This is a genomic window from Cyanobacterium sp. T60_A2020_053 (genome assembly GCA_015272165.1).
In the GTDB taxonomy this organism is placed as follows: domain Bacteria; phylum Cyanobacteriota; class Cyanobacteriia; order Cyanobacteriales; family Cyanobacteriaceae; genus Cyanobacterium.
This window is the reverse complement of record JACYMF010000052.1, coordinates 1-16,976: the sequence shown is the minus strand read 5'-3', so window position 1 is coordinate 16,976 and position 16,976 is coordinate 1. Positions and strand designations below refer to the sequence as shown.

The following is a 16,976-nucleotide window of genomic DNA, read 5'->3' as shown; positions in this document are numbered from 1 at the left end:
TAATCAAATTTTGATTAGTCTAGTTAAGTGTCTGTGAGGTAAGAATCCCCCATCAAATCAAAGATTGTGATGGGGGAGTGTCAAAATCAGCAATACCCAGGAGATGACAAAAAAAGCCATGATTAGTTAAAATTAGCCAATATTCTTTTTTTAGGAAACACCCTCTATTCTAAGATTTTGAACAATATAACCCTTTTTCCTCCTTGTTTTGATGTTATCATTGTCGGCTCAGGTGCGGCAGGTTTGTATGCAGCGTTAAGTTTACCAAGTAATTTAAGTATTGCCTTGATTACTAAGGATAAACTGAAGAAGGGTGCTAGTGATTGGGCGCAGGGGGGCATTGCGGCGGCGATTTCTCCCGATGATTCGCCACAACTACATTATCAGGATACCTTGGTGGCGGGCGCTGGTTTGTGTGATGAAGAAGCGGTTAAATATCTGGTAGAAAATGCGGTGACTTCCATCAATTCTTTGCTACAAATGGGAGTAGAATTTGACCGTCACAATCAAGATTTGGCGATGACTTTGGAAGCAGCGCACTCCTTCCCCCGAGTGCTTCATGCGGCGGATACCACGGGGCGCGCTATTGTGTCTATTTTACGCCAAAAAGTCTTAGAAAGTAGTCATATTGCAGTTTATGAACAAGCATACGCTTTAAATTTATGGCTAGACGATCATGGGCAAAGATGTCAAGGTTTATCTGTTTTGTATCAGCAGGAAATTAATTGGTTGGGGGCAAAAGCGGTAATTTTAGCAACAGGGGGGGGAGGGCAGGTTTTTGCCGATACCACCAATCCCCTAGTTAGCACCGGGGATGGGGTAGCTTTGGCATGGCGAGGAGGGGCGCTGGTGAGAGATTTGGAGTTTTTTCAGTTTCATCCCACGGCATTAAAAAAGGATAATGCGCCTCGCTTTTTGATTAGTGAAGCGGTGAGGGGGGAGGGCGCCCATCTCACTGATGCAGAGGGAAAAAGATTTGCTTTTGAGTATCATCCCCAAGGGGAATTAGCACCTAGGGATGTGGTGAGTCGTGCTATTTATAGTCATTTACAGCGCACCAGCGCCCATCCTGCCCTAGATAACGTGTTTTTGGATTTAAGGGAGATTTCCCCTTCTCGTTTAGAATATCGCTTTCCAAATATCATTAATCGTTGTCGGCAATGGGGTATTGATTTATTGACACAACCTATTCCTGTGTCTCCGGCAGCACATTATTGGATGGGGGGGATAGCTGTCAATCTCGATAATCAAACTTCTATGGCTGGTTTATATGCCATTGGTGAAACTGCTAGTACAGGTGTTCACGGTGCTAATCGTTTAGCTAGTAATTCTCTGTTGGAGTGTTTAGTTTTTGGAGAAACTTTAAAAAATCTTGATTTGACGGATATAAAAGCGCCCTCAACTCCTTCTGATTACCATAAATTAAGTTTATCTTCCGTGGAGGAAATGTCAACAGTGCAAAAAATACGACAGGAGTTACCTATTCTGATGTGGGAAAGTGCTGGAATATGTCGTAATGCTTCTCAACTTAACCAAGCGATGGTAGTAATTCAGCAATGGCGCGATTTAATTGCTAATACTTCAAGGGGGAATTTGTTGGGCAATTTACACCCAGAAAACAATTATCAACTGGATAGTTTGGATATGGAAAATCAATTAAAACTCACCACAGAAACCATTAATCTCCTTGACATTGGTTATTTGATTGTGCGGAGTGCGCTGTTTCGCACAGAAAGCCGAGGGGGACATTTTCGCCTTGATTATCCTGATACTGATGATAATTGGCGTTGTCATACTCTCATTCAATATGATCATTTTTTTCAATCTAAAATTTAAGTCAAAAGGGCAAAGGTTAATTAGGTGATGCTGAAAAAATATTTTGATAACCACGACGTAAGCAAATTTAATGGTAGTCCAAGTTATGTTGAAATTTACCTTTGCCCCTTACCCTTTTGACTTAAGATTGCCATAGGATAGTTATAATAAAAAATAAAACTTCATGGTGTCTTTTCAGCAAGAATTTTCCCTATTACTTCGGGCTTGTTATCCCCTAATATACATCTCCAGTACTGAAGAAGAAAGAGTGGAAAAATCCATCGCTCAAATTATCCAAAGCATGGGTAATCGTCATACTTATGTGTGGGATTTTGTAGAAGGTTATCAAGATAACCCCAACAATAGCAACTTTGCCAAACGAAATCCCTTACAGGCGCTGGAATTTGTGGAAAAGTTACCAGAAAATACAGGAGGAGTGTTTATTCTGAGGGATTTTCACCGCTTTTTAGAAGATATTTCGATTTCTCGTAAATTGCGTAATTTGGCTCGTAAATTAAAGGCACAACCGAAAAATATTATTATCATCGCTGAAGACATTAAACTCCCTAATGAATTACGAGAAGTTTTTACGGTAGTTGATTTTCCTTTACCTCAAGCCCAAGAAATTAAACAGGAAATTGAGCGTTTAATGTTTAATCAATCTTTGCCTGAAGAATTATTGATAGAGTTAGTTAAGGCATCTCAAGGTTTATCGTTAGAACGCCTTAGAAGGGTGTTAACAAGAGCCATTGCTCAAAACGGCAAATTAGAACTAGAAGACGTAGAACTTATCTTAGAAGAGAAAAAACAAACTATTCGACAAACAAAAATACTAGACTACTACCCTACCCAAGAGCAAATTTCGGATATTGGTGGTTTGGATAATTTGAAGGAGTGGTTATTGAGAAGGGGAGGTTCTTTTTCTGAGGCGGCGCGCGCCTATGGTTTACCCTATCCTCGTGGGTTGCTATTGGTGGGGATTCAAGGCACGGGAAAATCTTTGACGGCGAAAGCCATTGCACATCATTGGCATTTACCGTTATTGCGTTTGGATGTGGGGCGCTTGTTTGCTGGTTTGGTGGGGGAATCGGAGTCACGCACTCGTCAAATGATTGGTATTGCAGAGGCTTTATCTCCTTGCATTCTTTGGATTGATGAGATTGATAAGGCTTTTTCGGGCGCTGATGGTAGGGGAGACTCTGGCACCACTAGCCGTGTGTTTGGTACTTTTATCACTTGGTTAGCGGAGAAAAAAAGCCCAGTTTTCGTAGTGGCTACTGCTAATAATATACAAAGTTTACCTCCCGAAGTGCTACGAAAAGGACGCTTTGATGAGATATTTTTTGTGGGTTTACCGAATCAACCAGAAAGGGAAGCCATTTTTAAGGTGCATCTTAACCGATTGCGCCCCCATAATCTAAAAAATTATGATTTATCCAGACTGGCTTATGAAACGCCAGAATTTTCCGGCGCTGAAATTGAGCAAACTATTATTGAAGCGATGCACTTAGGTTTTAGTCAAAATCGCGATTTTACTAATGAGGATATTTTAATGGCTGCTAGTCAAATTGTACCTTTAGCGCGCACCGCCCGAGAGCAAATCGCTTTTTTGGAAGATTGGGCGACTTCTGGCAAAGCGCGCCTCGCCTCCCGCAATTATCTTAATTTGAGTTAATTGTTGGTTTTAGGTGTCAGGTGTCGGGTGTCGCGGTGTCAGGTTAAAGAATTGACAAGAAACTTATGTTTATTGATCTTTTTCTTGTACAAGAGTCTATGGAGGGAAGGGTTTTAAACCTGAAACCTGCTACCTAGGTGTTGCTGAAAAAGTGCAATCGTGAGGTGAAGGGCAAAGGGCAAGGGGCAAAGGTTTTACGCAGAATGAAACCTAGAAAAAGTGCCAAAAATAGTCTTTTTCTCTAAAAATACTGTATTTTTTCCATCCCCATCAAAAGTCATTGATACAAATGAGCCATTGATGAAAAATAAATAGGGTCTGCTGAATAAATCAAAACCCTTGTCTAATAAAGGTTTTAAGCACAATAAAACTCAAAAAAGTGCCAAAAATAATCTTTTTTTGCCAAAAAATCTGTATTTCTGATCCCCTAATCAAAAATTATTGATACAAATGAGCAATTTATGAAAACTAACTATTTGGCTTAATTCTTTAATTTATGAGCATTTCACCTGAAACCTGACACCCGAAGCCTGACACCTCCCCTCACCACTCCACTTTTTCAGCAAACCCTAAATAATAAAATTATTTTCTTGCCCTTGGGAGGCTTGGCGACTACGCGCATCATAGTATAAGTCAGCTAAGGTGATGTGATTAAGAGATTCTTGCATTTTCTCATTGATTTTACGCCATAGAGTGACTGTCACCCAATCAGCGCCCGTCGCCTCATCTTGTAATAATGGTATCGACTCCAAATTTTCTCCCACTGCCAACAAAATTTGTCCTAGTGTTATCTCTTGGGGGGAGTGCGCTAGTTGATAACCACCTTTTGCACCCCGAATGGAATTGATTAATCCAGCTTGACGCATCCTGATTAGTAATTTTTCCAGGAAGGGCGCTGGAATGTCTTGACGTAAAGCAATTTGGCTAACGGCGGAGGGCGCTGAATTTGCTTGTAAACTTAAATCTACTAATGCTTTTACTGCGTAATGTCCTTTTTTCGTTAATTTCACGGCTAGTTTACCCCAGTTCGATGTAAGAAGGCCTGATAAGGGCAGGTTGCAGGTTTCAGACGATGATATAATTCGAGCCAAAAATTGAACCGAAAAAATCAATTAAGATATATTTTTTGTCAATTCTTTCACCTAATACCTAACACCTGATACCTGACACCTCCCCTCACCAAAATACTTTTCAGCAAACCCTATTTATTCATCGCCATTTCAGGATGAGTAGAGAAAAATGTTGCCAAAATTTGTTCAGCAATTTGAGGGCTAGTTAAACCTAAATCAGCATAAGATTGAGCAGGAGTAGCATGATCTACTAAAATATCAGGAATCCCAATACGCTTCAACGGTACATTAATATTGTGATCTAGCAATGACTCAGCCACAGCCGAACCAAAACCACCCATAATACAACCTTCCTCAAGGGTAACAACCTTGCCAATTTTCTCAGCCAAGGGTAAGATTAACTCCTCATCAAGAGGTTTAACAAAACGGGCATTGATAACAGTGGCTTCGATACCATGTTCGCTTAAAATTTCGGCAGTTTGGAGGGCGCTGTTAACCATTGCACCATAACCCAAGAGTAAAATATCATCACCTTGACGCAAAATTTCGCCCTTCCCGATGGGAATATCTTCCCAACCCTCTTCCGCCAAAGGTACACCTAAACCATTCCCACGGGGATAACGCATGGCAATGGCACTATCAGTATAGTTAATGCCAGTTACCGTCATGCGTTGCAATTCCGCTTCATCTTTGGGCGCCATAATCACGAGGTTAGGGATACAACGTAGATAAGCAATATCATACATCCCTTGATGGGTAGGTCCATCAGCGCCCACCACCCCAGCACGATCTAAACAGAAAAATACGGGTAAATTTTGGATACACACATCATGGATAATCTGGTCATAGGCGCGCTGGAGGAAAGTAGAATAAATAGCAACCACAGGGCGCATCCCCTCACAAGCCAAACCAGCCGCCAAAGTGACAGCGTGTTGTTCAGCAATACCCACATCAATATATTGATTAGGTAACTTTTGTTGTAACTTATCTAAACCTGTACCCGTAGCCATAGCCGCCGTAATACCAATAATTTTTGGATCATTTTGCGCCAAAGTAGTTAAAGTATGGGCAAAAACTTTAGCATAACTAGGCGGTTTCGGTTTATTAGAAGGAATAGGTTTCCCCGTCGTCAAATTAAAGGGACTTTGAGCATGATAACCTACTTGATCTTTTTCTGCTACATCATATCCTTTGCCCTTAACCGTAATGACATGAACAAAAACAGGACCTTTGACTTTATGAGCTTTATTAAAAGTAGAAATTAACTCGGTGATATTATGACCATCCACAGGTCCAAAATAAGTAAAACCTAACTCTTCAATCACCGCACCCACTTTAGGCATGGCAAGGCGTTTCATTGCCTCCTTGAGATTTTTCATTTCTGGAGAAAGTTTTTCTCCATCACCAAATAAAGGGAAATGTTTAAATTGTTCTTCTAAATTATCCGTTAAAAACTGCATCGGTTCAGAAAGACGCACTTTATTGAGATAACGGGAAATTGCACCTACATTAGGAGAAATGGACATTTCATTATCATTTAACACCACCATTAAATTAGTGTTTGGTAAATGTCCAGCGTGGTTAATGGCTTCTAGTGCCATCCCTCCAGTCAGCGCTCCATCCCCAATAATAGAAACAACCTTAAAATTTTCACCTTTAGCATCTCTTGCTAAAGCCATTCCTAAACCTGCAGAAATGCTCGTGGATGCGTGTCCAGCTCCAAAATGATCAAATTTGCTTTCACACCGTTTTAAATACCCTGCAATGCCATCTTTTTGCCGTAAGGTATGGAAATTATGGTAACGACCAGTTAACATTTTATGGGGATAAGCCTGATGTCCTACGTCCCAAATTACTTTATCATGGTCGAAATCAAGGGTTTGATAGAGAGCAACGGTTAATTCTACCACTCCTAAGCCGGGTCCTAAATGTCCTCCCGTAGCGGCGATGGTTTGTAGGTGTTTTTCTCGAATTTGTTGTGCAATATCTTCTAGTTGTCGTACTGATAAACCATGTAATTGATTGGGATGTGTTATTTCACTGATGTGCATTCGTTATATTTCCCTATTTTTTATTATCTGTCTTAAATATCTAAGATTAAAACTTCCTATCTTTATTTTGTCTTAATTTTTGTAAATTTGCCCAGTGGAATAATAGACAATGTGGAATGTATAATGCAGAAAACTTTTTCCTTCATTATAAATCATCCCATAAAAATGCAACGCCGAAATTGCTATATTTAAAACCAACTGACCCTAAGGACATCCGTTATTCATTACCTAATTTACCTAAAATATGATGTAATTGTTTTAGATTAGTTAAAATTAAAATTTCCTGACCACGGTCAATATTAATCAATTCTTTATCAACTAATTTATCTAAAATTTGTTGAGAATCTGCTTCAGATAAAATAGCTAAATCGCCCAAATCTTGAGCAGAAAAATTATAAATAGCGATGCCATTTTCAGTATTTTCTCCATACTTTTCAGCCAAAGAAATTAATATAGTTACCAAACGAACTTTTCCCGTTTGATGGTAGTAACGATAATATTTTTGATACTCAGTAACTCGGTTGACAACTATTTTTAAAAAACGATTTTGAATTTGATTTTCTCGAAATAAAATTTGAATAAATCGTTGAGCTGAAATAGTTAAAATAGTTACAGTGGAAATAGCTTCCACCTGAGAATTAAAATCATGGTTTCCTAAAATACCAGCTTCCCCCACAAAACCACCCCTACCTATAATCTCTACGGTGATGTGACGGGCGCTGTATAAATGTTGCACTTTTACCCATCCAGAGGTAATTAAATGAAATCCACTACCCCAATCATCATGATTGATAATCACTTCCCCCGCCTGATAAGTTTCCGTTTTCACTAGGGAAATTAACCATTCCAGGGTTTCCTTATTTAGATTATGAAAAAGGGGAAAAAGCTCGGCAAATTCTTGCGTCTCCATGAAGTCTTGATTAAAGAATTATTTTTCTTTAAGAGTTTGTGATTTTTGCATTTTACTAGATTTTGGCTGGATTGGTCAATTTTTAACTGATGTTAGGCAAAAATAAAATTAATTGTTGGTTTTAGGTGTCAGGTATCGGGTGTCAGGTGTTAGGTTAAAGAATTGACAAAAAACTTATGTTTATTGATCATTTTCTTTTTCTTGTATAAAAGTCTATTGAGGCAAAGGGTGCATTGACTTGCCTCAGAGCGTCCTTGAGCATAGTCGCCTGTATTGAGGGTAGTCGAAATGTCAAAGTCAATCCTTTCACTGACGAATCAATGTTTGAGAGTTTTAAACCTGAAACCTACTACCTGCTACCTGAAACCTCCCTTAACTTAACATTTGAATCAGTGCGTAACGTCAGTTATTAATAAAAGTTGGACTTTGAGATGTGGTATAATATTAACAGTTTTAGCCTAGTTAAAGTACCGTTAATGATTGAGTGATGCCAAAAATAAGTTAGAATCTCAATCATTGAAAACAAAAAGATAAGGTACTCTGATATAGTAAATTAGATAAATAGAAGTTTAAAACCTATTAAGGAGGAAACAATTTTATGGCAGGAGATACAGGAGAACGTCCATTTACTGATATTGTCACCAGTGTGCGCTACTGGGTAATCCACAGTATCACTATTCCCATGCTTTTTATCGCTGGTTGGTTATTTGTCGGCACTGGTTTAGCTTACGATGCTTTTGGTACACCTCGCCCTGATGAGTATTTTACTCAAGTTCGTGAGGAATTACCCATTGTTAGTGATCGTTATGGTGCTAACCAACAAATTGAACAATTTAATAAGTAGTTAATCAAATAGAAAGATAATTATGACTAGCAGTAACAATCCTAATCAACCCGTATCATATCCCATTTTTACCGTCAGATGGTTAGCTGTTCACACTTTAGCAGTGCCTTCTGTGTTTTTTGTCGGTGCTATTACCGCCATGCAATTCATTCAACGATAGGAGATTATCATGGACAGAAATCCTAATCCCAACAGACAAGCAGTAGAATTAAATCGTACTTCCCTTTTCCTTGGGTTGTTATTAGTGGCTGTGCTTGGCATTCTTTTTTCCAGCTATTTTTTCAACTAATAGTTAATAAATTTTTAAGGAGGTTTCAATTATGGGCGACGCAAGAATCCCTCTCTGGATTGTCGGTACTGTTGCCGGTATGGGTGCTTTAACTGTGTTAGCTTTATTCTTTTATGGTGCTTATGCTGGTGTGGGTTCTTCTCTATAATCAAGGAGAAGCATTGAACTAGACTGTTTGGCAAAAATTAATAAATAACTAAAGCAAAAAAATATCAGGTAGCGAAGTTAATTCGCTACTTTTTTAATGTAATCATGTTGGGTTACGCTATCGCTAACCCAACCTACAGGCTAAATTACCGAATAATCAAGGGTTTAAAACCCCGTCTTTCCAGAGGCAAACAAAGAAATACGGTAGTCCAAGCTATCTTTAAATTTACCCTTGCCCTTTGCTCTTTTAACTTTGTCCTTTTCTCACTATTCCCATTCGATGGTGCCGGGGGGTTTGGAGGTAATGTCATACACTACTCGGTTAACGCCTTTAACTTCATTGACGATGCGATTGGAAATGACTTCTAATAATTCATAGGGTGGTTTTGCCCAATCTGCCGTCATACCATCTTCACTGGTAATAAGTCGTAGCACCACAGGGTAGGCATAGGTGCGCTTGTCGCCCATGACTCCCACGCTTTTGACGGGAAGAAGCACGGCAAAGGCTTGCCAAAAGTCGTGATACATTCCTGCTTTTTTAATCTCATCTCTGACTACAAAATCAGCGTCTCGGAGAATATTTAATTTCTCGGCATCCACCTCTCCTAAAATGCGAATGGCTAAACCCGGACCGGGGAAGGGGTGACGAGAAACGATTTCTTCTGGTAAGCCAATAGCTCTACCTAATTTACGCACTTCATCTTTAAATAGTTTCCGTAAGGGTTCTACTAATTTAAAACGGAGATTTTTGGGTAAGCCTCCTACGTTGTGATGACTTTTTATTTTTACGGCGACTCTTTCTCCTGTTTTAGGGTCAACATTGGTATCGGCTGATTCAATGACATCGGGATATAATGTGCCTTGGGCTAAATAATCGAAAGGTCCTAAACGGTTTGATTCTTCTTCAAAGACTTGGATAAATTCGTAACCAATACGGCGACGTTTTTCTTCTGGGTCTGTTATACCTTTTAATTGGGCGATAAAACGCTCCCTAGCGTTAACATAGATTACGTTGATGTAAAATTGGTGGTCGAAAATTTCTACTAATCTTTCTGGTTCACCTTTACGCATGAAACCTTGATCGATAAACATACAGGTTAGTTGATCGCCGATGGCTTCGTGGAGTAAAAATGCGAGGGTGGAGGAGTCAACACCCCCTGACAGGGCGAGTAATACTCGTTTATCACCTACTTGATTTCTAATGTCAGTGATGGATTGTTCTAAAAAGGTTTGAGTTGTCCAAGTTGGTTCGCAACCGCAGATATGATATACAAAGTTACGGATTAGGGCTGTGCCATATTGGGAGTGAATCACTTCGGGGTGAAATTGAACACCAAATAATTTGTCTTGGTGGTGGGAAATGGCAGCGCACGGGGTGTTTTCGGTGTGCGCTAAAATGGTGAATCCTTCTGGTAAGTGGGTGCAGGAATCGCCGTGACTCATCCACATGATTGAGCCGTTTTCAACGTTGGTTAATAAGTCGGTGGGATCGTCAATAAAGAGGGATGCTTTACCGTATTCGGCTTTTTTTGCTCTTTCTACTCCTCCCCCTAATTGTTTTACCATCAACTGCATTCCATAACAAACACCTAGTACAGGAATACCAAGATTCCAAATTTCAGGGTCACAGGTGGGGGCATGGTCGTCATATACTGAGTTAGGACCACCGGATAAGATAATTCCCTTGGGGTTTAATTCCTTGAGGTGGAGGGCGCTGGTGCGGTAGGAGATTACTTCGGAATATACTTCTGTTTCTCTGATACGCCGAGCGATTAGTTCGGAATATTGTGAGCCAAAGTCAAGAATTAAGATCATTTCACGCTCTTTTGTCTCGTGGTTTTGGGGTGCTTTTAAGGGAGTTTCTGTTATAGTCACTTTCTGCTTGAGGTAATTAGGATGAGAAAAGCCAATTCTATCTTGCAAAATAAGGCTTCTGGTCTAGGGTGGAGGGCGCCCTTCACAGGCAACCATTACACCTACACAAATCTTATCATTATTAGACCTCTGTAAAAAAATAAAATTTTTATGGGTGTCAAAACTGTGACTCATCAAGGGAGTAATCTATTTTTAATTAACCCTTGTTTCTATACTTGATATTATGATAATAACCAAGAAAAAAATTAATATAAACAAGAAAATTTTATTAAAAATTAAAGATAAAATAAGCCCAAATAAAAATTAAAAGACATACTTTTTAAGTTTTACACGGCTGTTTAAAATCATCTCTTCCCGTAGAGAAATAATCAATACTATCTGGTATTGTAAAAGTGTATAACTACTGCATTATCCAAAAAAAATTAATGTTAGTGAGCTCACTCAGGGTATTTTATGACTAAATAATCAGTAATATTGTGAAGTTAATTGAATATGATTTTTTTGACATTGCTGATTCTTGATATTATTTATCTTTGCCAGTAATGACTATATTATTGAATGATCTGTATTTTAAATTATGAGATTTTTATTTTCATATTTTGATTTGGTAACATCAATGAATAGGATATTAGCTTATTTTTTCAAAACGATTTACACTCAATAACTATATCCATTTTTTGTTACTTTCCGATTTTCGATAAAATTATAGATTAAAGAATTTTTACTCAATAGATTTACATGATTAGAATTGGTAATGGTTACGATTTACATCGTTTGGTAGCAGGGAGAAAACTAATTTTAGGCGGTGTAGAAATTAAGCATTCTTTGGGATTATTAGGACATAGTGATGCAGATGTATTAACCCATGCCATCATGGATGCTTTACTCGGGGCGTTGAGTTTAGGAGATATTGGGCATTATTTCCCCCCCACTGATGAGCGTTGGCAGGGTGCTGACAGTATGTTTTTACTAGAAAAAGTTTATCAGTTAATTACTGAGCGTGGCTGGGAAATTGTTAATATGGATAATGTTATTGTTGCCCAGCGCCCGAAGCTCAAGCCTTATTTATCGGCGATGATTAATAGTTTAGCCCACCGTCTGAACATTGATCCTGAGCAAATTAGTATTAAAGCTACCACCAATGAAGGGTTAGATGCTGTGGGTAGAGAAGAAGCCATTTGCGTTCATAGTGTAGTATTAATTACTAAAACTTCTTAGCAAATATTGCCTATTATCTACTCTCGGCACTATACTGCAAAATAGTCTTACAGTTGCATGGGAGTTTCATGGTCATTAAATCATTCAGCAAATTATGTCTTATTTTCGCTCTTAGTATAGCCCTCTGGTTTAGTAATGGGTTAGGGGCGCTGGCAGAAATCGACAATGATCGTTTAGATGGTAATATTTTTGTAGTTTATGCTGGTAATGGTTCATTAGTACCACCTCGTCTCACTTTAAAACAATCTTTTGACCGTGAGTTACCTGTTATTTTAGTTTACTATCTGGATGACAATAGCGATTCTAAACAATTCGCCTTCATTGTTTCTCGTTTACAGGAATTTTACGGGCGCACCGCCAGTATTATGCCCATCAATGTGGATACGATAACCCCCAAGGATAAATATCAACCCGATGAGGTGGGATATTATTATGAGGGCGCTATTCCTCAAACGGTAATTTTAAATCAAAATCGGGAAGTCATTTTTAATGAAAAAGGTGTCATTGAATTTGAACAAGCGGATGATGTTTTAAGAAAATTATTTGATTTATTACCCCGTTCTGAATCAGTACAATTAAGAAAAAAGACTTTCAATCAGTTTAATAGTGAATTAGTACCTGATGAAAGATAAGCAAGGGATTTAGGGGTTGCCGAAAAAGTAGTGTCGTGAGAGCAAATTGACAATGGATAATTGACAATTATGGGGTTTTACTATCCTCGTGTAGTGTCTGTAATCTTGTGTTTTAATTACATTTTTATAAAAAATTAGTAATGTCAACATCTTAGTTCAATTTATTGAACGAAATATTATTGGTTCCGTGTAATTCATTACACGGTGGGGTGTAGGACTTCTAGCCCAATTTTCGGAGAAGTTTAATATAAAAAGGCGACGCCCAGATTCGAACTGGGGGATAAAGGTTTTGCAGACCTCTGCCTTACCACTTGGCTACGCCGCCATTAAAGACATATATTATGGTAACTTAAAATAAGTTCAACTGCAAGGGAAATGGTATGGGTACAGAAATTGAGCGTAAATTTTTGATTAACCGTGAATTATGGCGCCCTCCACCGCAGGGATTAAAATATCTTCAAGGCTATATTTACACCAAAAACAACACCACTGTGAGAGTTAGGGTTGTGGGGATGCAGGGATTTTTGACCCTAAAAACGAAAACGGTCGGTTATAGTCGCTCTGAGTACGAGTATTTAATTCCCGTAGAAGATGCCGAAGCCATGTTAAATACCATGTGTGATCAACCATTGATTGAGAAAATACGTTATAAACTCAATTATCAAGGATTTTTATGGGAAGTTGATGAATTTTTGGGAGATAATCAGGGTTTGATTCTCGCTGAAATTGAATTACAGGAAGAAGGACAATTTTTTGAGATTCCGCCATGGATAGGCAAAGAAGTCACCGCAGATTCACGTTATTATAATTCCTATCTTGCCCGTAATCCCTTTCAATCTTGGTAACTATCATGGACAATAATTTGCATTTTAAACCAGCGCACCTCCTCGCTCAATTAATTCGTAACAAAGAAATATCACCACTGGAGTTAACAGAATTATATTTACAACGCATCGGCAACATTAACCCTCAATTAGGAAGTTTTGTCCATGTTGCTGCCGAATTAGCCCGAGAAGATGCTCATATTAAAACAGAAATTTTAGGCAACACGAAAGACACCAGCGCCCTTCCCCCTCTCTTTGGCATCCCCACAGCCATAAAAGACCTTTACCCCGTCAAAGGAATGCCTACAGGCTACGGTAACGGCATGATTAAAGATCAAATTGCTGATTATGACAGTGGCTTTGTGACCAAAATAAAAAAAGCCGGGATGATTATTCTCGGTAAAACTGCCACCTCAGAATTAGGCTCAATGCCTTATATTGAATCCGAGACACTTCCTCCCAGTCGTAATCCCTACAATCTTAATTATACCGCCGGGGGTTCTAGTGGTGGGGCGGCGGGCGCTGTGGCAGGAGGATTAATCCCCCTAGCGCCCGGCTCCGATGGCGGTGGTTCAGTGCGAGGACCTGCTTTCTGCTGTGGTTTAGTGGGTTTAAAACCCTCCCGTGGGCGCATTTCTAACGCTCCCGTGGGCGACTATTTAGCAGGAATTGCCACCCACGGCTGTTTAAGTCGTAGTGTGTTGGATTCTGCCATGCTTCTCGATACTCTTTCTGGTTATATCATAGGCGATCCCTATTGGTTAGAAAATCCCTCCGAAAGTTTTGCTACTCTCGCTCAAAAATCACCAAAATCCTTGCAAATTGCCTTTGCCACCGAAATATTACCCGCAGGAAAAGCCGATGTCTGTTTACAACAACAAGTAGAAAAAACTGCCACTATCTTGTCAGAAATGGGGCATCAAATCACCTTAGAAAAGGTTGATTTTACTTCTTTAGTGGAGCCATTTAAGTTAATTTGGCAATCAGCCCTAGCACAAGTAAATTTTCCTCCACAAATTATGACCCCCATGAATCAATGGTTAAAACAAAATGCGCCTAACTTGGGAGAATATCTTAATGCAGTTCATCAAATGCAGGTTATTTCTCGTCAAATGGTGGCTTTTTTCGCTGATTATGATGTTTTACTATTACCAACCTATCTACAACCCCCTATCAAAATAGGGCGGTGGGCGCCACTCAGCCCAGAGGAAACCCTCGAAAAAGTTATTACTTGGATTACCCCCTGTCCTCCTTTTAACGCCACGGGGCAACCTGTCATTGCTTTACCCACAGGATTCACTGAAGATGGTTTACCCATAGGTGTCCAGTTAGTAGGAAAGCCCAATGATGAAGTAACAATTTTACAACTAGCCTATCAACTAGAACAAATTAAACAGTGGTATCAAAATCAACCCAATCTATAATAAGCAATGGACAATTGATAATGGAAGGAATGAAGAATGAAGAATGCAGAATGCTCAACAATTCATTATCAATAAAATATTACTAGAAAATATTGAATTAACTTTACTTTCTAAATTCTAAATTCTAAATTTTCTCCCTTAACCACCAGCTACAGCAGGAACAATACTGACCTCATCTCCATCAGTGAGGGCAGTATCTGCATTATCTAAAAATCTTATGTCCTCACTATTAACATAAAAATTGAGGAAACGACGAGGAATACCTTGCTCATCACATAAACGAGCCTTAATACCTGGATAGTTAACCTCTAAAGAGTCAATCAAACCGCTAATGTTAGTTGCCTCACATTCCACCGTAGCTTCTTCTTTAGTAAATTTTTGTAAAGGAGTAGGAATTAATACTTTGACTGCCATTTTTTTATCTTTAAATTATCGAGTTGTTGCCAAAAAAAAAGACTTAAAATTAAGTCTAGGAAAACAGGGGTAATAAATACCCCATAAGTAATAATTTTACACTAAAACCTGTTGCCATTCTAAACGACCTAAAGTACGAGAACGATCTAAAGCGCGCTCAAAACTGTCTAATTTAGGTTCAATTAAAAAAGGCTCACTGATATAACCCTGTACTGCTTCTTGGGTTTTTAAACCATTCCCAGTAATGTACACCACGGTGGTTTCTTCCGGATCAATTTTTCCAGCTTCTACCAATTTCTTCAAGACAGCAATGGTGGTGCCTCCGGCAGTTTCGGTAAAAATACCTTCCGTTTCTGCTAAAAGTTTCATGCCTTCAATGATTTCTGCATCGGTGACAGATTCAATATTACCGTTAGTTTTACGAGCAATATCAAGGGCATAAACACCATCAGCAGGATTACCAATAGCGATAGATTTAGCAATGGTATTGGGTTTAACAGGGGTAACAAAATCTCTGCCTTCTCTGAAGGCTTGGGCAATGGGGGAACATCCTTCAGCCTGTGCACCACTAAAGCGCACTTCCTTGTCATCCACCAAACCTACTTTAACAAATTCCTGAAAACCTTTATAAATTTTGGTAAATAGTGAACCAGAGGCGAGGGGCGCTACTATATGATCGGGTAGTTTCCAGCCTAATTGTTCAGCTACTTCATAGCCAAGGGTTTTTGAACCTTCGGAATAGTAAGGACGGAGATTGATATTGACAAAACCCCAACCGTATGTGTTACCTACTTCGGAACAAAGACGGTTTACTTGATCATAATTACCCTTTACCGCCATTACTGTAGGATTATAGATTAAAGTTCCCAAAACCTTACCCGCTTCAAGATCAGAAGGGATAAATACACAACAATCCAAACCAGCATAGGCAGCAATAGCGGCGGTAGAGTTAGCTAAATTACCCGTACTAGCACAAGATACGGTCGTAAAGCCTAATTCTTTGGCACGAGTTAGAGCCACAGACACCACCCTATCTTTAAAACTGAGGGTAGGCATATTAACAGCATCATTTTTGATATAGAGATTTTTAAGACCGAGACGTTGAGCTAAACGATTAGACTTTAACAGGGGAGTCATTCCAGTACCCATATCGATGGGATTTTCACTCTCTACAGGTAAAAATGCTTTATAGCGCCAAATAGAATTAGGACCTTTTGCAATACTTTCACGGCTAACTTGCTCTTTGATAGCGTCATAATCATAAGCGACTTCTAAAGGAGCAAAGGTTTCCTCACAGATATTAATAGCTTTTAAAGGGTATTCAGTACCACCCTCTTTTGATACTAATTTAGTAAAGGTAGGTTTTTTGGCGGTGCTAGGGGCTGTGGTCGTTGTCATGATACTGTTTTCTCCCTGTGGGTTATAACTGTCTCTATTCATCAATGATTGCTTGAGTATAAGCATAACAAGTCATTTCATAACTGTCAACAATACCAGACTAAAAAGGTCGGGTTTAATTTACAACGCCGAGGGGATATTTTTTGTGAAAATCAAAATATTAGTAATTTTTTGAATGGAAGACATCATTTTTGTATTTCGATAGGTGCTTTATTTCTTTTCAAAAAGAAGTTAATTCTTTCTATGAACTACGCATTTCCGCTACGCTGAGAAATGCGTTTCTGACGCTTCTTCGCCCCAAGTTGCCTCATGCTTCCGCACTCAGTAGAGCTTGGCGACTCTGCGTCTAAAGAGGCACGTTCCATACCCCTGATATAGTTTTCTATGACC

Annotated in this window: 16 protein-coding genes and 1 tRNA gene; 10 read left to right on the top strand and 7 right to left on the bottom strand. The window is 39.1% G+C overall.

What is annotated here, in order from left to right; genetic code table 11:
* Positions 1-177: 177 nt before the first annotated feature.
* Positions 178-1,836 (top strand): L-aspartate oxidase, encoded by a 1,659-nt coding sequence (gene nadB / locus IGQ45_07240; protein MBF2057006.1) that lies wholly within the window; start codon positions 178-180, stop codon positions 1,834-1,836.
* Between the two features lie 163 nt (positions 1,837-1,999).
* On the top strand, positions 2,000-3,490 hold the full coding sequence (locus IGQ45_07235) for an AAA family ATPase (GenBank protein MBF2057005.1): 1,491 nt from the start codon (positions 2,000-2,002) through the stop codon (positions 3,488-3,490).
* A 569-nt stretch (positions 3,491-4,059) separates the two neighbouring features.
* Here the strand turns inward: IGQ45_07235 and IGQ45_07230 are convergent.
* The 3 genes from IGQ45_07230 to IGQ45_07220 form a co-directional block, all read right to left on the bottom strand.
* Entirely contained in the window at positions 4,060-4,500 is a 441-nt protein-coding gene (locus tag IGQ45_07230) for an RrF2 family transcriptional regulator (protein MBF2057004.1), read from the bottom strand.
* Positions 4,501-4,691: 191 nt separating this feature from the next.
* Entirely contained in the window at positions 4,692-6,611 is a 1,920-nt protein-coding gene (locus tag IGQ45_07225) for a 1-deoxy-D-xylulose-5-phosphate synthase (GenBank protein ID MBF2057003.1), read from the bottom strand.
* A 217-nt stretch (positions 6,612-6,828) separates the two neighbouring features.
* Complete coding sequence (locus tag IGQ45_07220) at positions 6,829-7,521, bottom strand: Crp/Fnr family transcriptional regulator (GenBank protein ID MBF2057002.1); 693 nt, start codon at positions 7,519-7,521, stop codon at positions 6,829-6,831.
* Between the two features lie 598 nt (positions 7,522-8,119).
* Between IGQ45_07220 and psbE the strand changes: the two genes are divergently transcribed.
* The 4 genes from psbE to IGQ45_07200 are packed head-to-tail and all read left to right on the top strand — an operon-like array spanning position 8,120 to position 8,802.
* Complete coding sequence (gene psbE, locus IGQ45_07215) at positions 8,120-8,365, top strand: cytochrome b559 subunit alpha (protein MBF2057001.1); 246 nt, start codon at positions 8,120-8,122, stop codon at positions 8,363-8,365.
* A gap of 22 nt (positions 8,366-8,387) precedes the next feature.
* Positions 8,388-8,525, top strand: a complete 138-nt coding sequence (locus IGQ45_07210) for a cytochrome b559 subunit beta (GenBank protein MBF2057000.1) — start codon at positions 8,388-8,390, stop codon at positions 8,523-8,525.
* A 9-nt stretch (positions 8,526-8,534) separates the two neighbouring features.
* Entirely contained in the window at positions 8,535-8,654 is a 120-nt protein-coding gene (locus tag IGQ45_07205) for a photosystem II reaction center protein L (protein ID MBF2056999.1), read from the top strand.
* A gap of 28 nt (positions 8,655-8,682) precedes the next feature.
* On the top strand, positions 8,683-8,802 hold the full coding sequence (locus IGQ45_07200; protein ID MBF2056998.1) for a photosystem II reaction center protein J: 120 nt from the start codon (positions 8,683-8,685) through the stop codon (positions 8,800-8,802).
* 266 nt (positions 8,803-9,068) lie between these two features.
* Here IGQ45_07200 and guaA read toward each other — a convergent pair whose 3' ends face one another.
* Positions 9,069-10,616: a glutamine-hydrolyzing GMP synthase gene (guaA, locus tag IGQ45_07195; GenBank protein MBF2056997.1), complete on the bottom strand. Its 1,548-nt coding sequence runs from the start codon at positions 10,614-10,616 to the stop codon at positions 9,069-9,071.
* Positions 10,617-11,414: 798 nt separating this feature from the next.
* Between guaA and IGQ45_07190 the strand changes: the two genes are divergently transcribed.
* Both IGQ45_07190 and IGQ45_07185 read left to right on the top strand, forming a co-directional pair.
* Positions 11,415-11,894, top strand: coding sequence for a 2-C-methyl-D-erythritol 2,4-cyclodiphosphate synthase (locus IGQ45_07190; GenBank protein ID MBF2056996.1), 480 nt, complete (start codon positions 11,415-11,417; stop codon positions 11,892-11,894).
* A gap of 68 nt (positions 11,895-11,962) precedes the next feature.
* The gene (locus IGQ45_07185) at positions 11,963-12,526 is read left to right on the top strand and encodes a thylakoid membrane photosystem I accumulation factor (protein MBF2056995.1); all 564 of its coding nucleotides are present in this window, start codon (positions 11,963-11,965) and stop codon (positions 12,524-12,526) included.
* A gap of 253 nt (positions 12,527-12,779) precedes the next feature.
* Here the strand turns inward: IGQ45_07185 and IGQ45_07180 are convergent.
* Positions 12,780-12,851, bottom strand: a tRNA-Cys gene (locus IGQ45_07180).
* 55 nt (positions 12,852-12,906) lie between these two features.
* Between IGQ45_07180 and IGQ45_07175 the strand changes: the two genes are divergently transcribed.
* Both IGQ45_07175 and IGQ45_07170 read left to right on the top strand, forming a co-directional pair.
* On the top strand, positions 12,907-13,371 hold the full coding sequence (locus tag IGQ45_07175; GenBank protein MBF2056994.1) for a CYTH domain-containing protein: 465 nt from the start codon (positions 12,907-12,909) through the stop codon (positions 13,369-13,371).
* A 5-nt stretch (positions 13,372-13,376) separates the two neighbouring features.
* Positions 13,377-14,774 (top strand): amidase, encoded by a 1,398-nt coding sequence (locus IGQ45_07170; GenBank protein ID MBF2056993.1) that lies wholly within the window; start codon positions 13,377-13,379, stop codon positions 14,772-14,774.
* 138 nt (positions 14,775-14,912) lie between these two features.
* Here IGQ45_07170 and IGQ45_07165 read toward each other — a convergent pair whose 3' ends face one another.
* Together IGQ45_07165 and IGQ45_07160 are read right to left on the bottom strand one after the other, a co-directional pair.
* Complete coding sequence (locus IGQ45_07165; GenBank protein MBF2056992.1) at positions 14,913-15,188, bottom strand: MoaD/ThiS family protein; 276 nt, start codon at positions 15,186-15,188, stop codon at positions 14,913-14,915.
* A 96-nt stretch (positions 15,189-15,284) separates the two neighbouring features.
* Entirely contained in the window at positions 15,285-16,586 is a 1,302-nt protein-coding gene (locus IGQ45_07160) for a threonine synthase (GenBank protein MBF2056991.1), read from the bottom strand.
* Positions 16,587-16,976 lie beyond the last annotated feature (390 nt).

Bases quoted from the DNA above. Each gene is read 5' to 3' on its own strand.
- IGQ45_07235 (MBF2057005.1), top strand. From the start codon at position 2,000: ATGGTGTCTTTTCAGCAAGAATTTTCCCTATTACTTCGGGCTTGTTAT.
- IGQ45_07225 (MBF2057003.1), bottom strand. From the start codon at position 6,611: ATGCACATCAGTGAAATAACACATCCCAATCAATTACATGGTTTATCA.
- IGQ45_07220 (MBF2057002.1), bottom strand. From the start codon at position 7,521: ATGGAGACGCAAGAATTTGCCGAGCTTTTTCCCCTTTTTCATAATCTA.
- psbE (MBF2057001.1), top strand. From the start codon at position 8,120: ATGGCAGGAGATACAGGAGAACGTCCATTTACTGATATTGTCACCAGT.
- IGQ45_07210 (MBF2057000.1), top strand. From the start codon at position 8,388: ATGACTAGCAGTAACAATCCTAATCAACCCGTATCATATCCCATTTTT.
- IGQ45_07205 (MBF2056999.1), top strand. From the start codon at position 8,535: ATGGACAGAAATCCTAATCCCAACAGACAAGCAGTAGAATTAAATCGT.
- guaA (MBF2056997.1), bottom strand. From the start codon at position 10,616: ATGATCTTAATTCTTGACTTTGGCTCACAATATTCCGAACTAATCGCT.
- IGQ45_07190 (MBF2056996.1), top strand. From the start codon at position 11,415: ATGATTAGAATTGGTAATGGTTACGATTTACATCGTTTGGTAGCAGGG.
- IGQ45_07185 (MBF2056995.1), top strand. From the start codon at position 11,963: ATGGTCATTAAATCATTCAGCAAATTATGTCTTATTTTCGCTCTTAGT.
- IGQ45_07175 (MBF2056994.1), top strand. From the start codon at position 12,907: ATGGGTACAGAAATTGAGCGTAAATTTTTGATTAACCGTGAATTATGG.
- IGQ45_07170 (MBF2056993.1), top strand. From the start codon at position 13,377: ATGGACAATAATTTGCATTTTAAACCAGCGCACCTCCTCGCTCAATTA.
- IGQ45_07165 (MBF2056992.1), bottom strand. From the start codon at position 15,188: ATGGCAGTCAAAGTATTAATTCCTACTCCTTTACAAAAATTTACTAAA.
- IGQ45_07160 (MBF2056991.1), bottom strand. From the start codon at position 16,586: ATGACAACGACCACAGCCCCTAGCACCGCCAAAAAACCTACCTTTACT.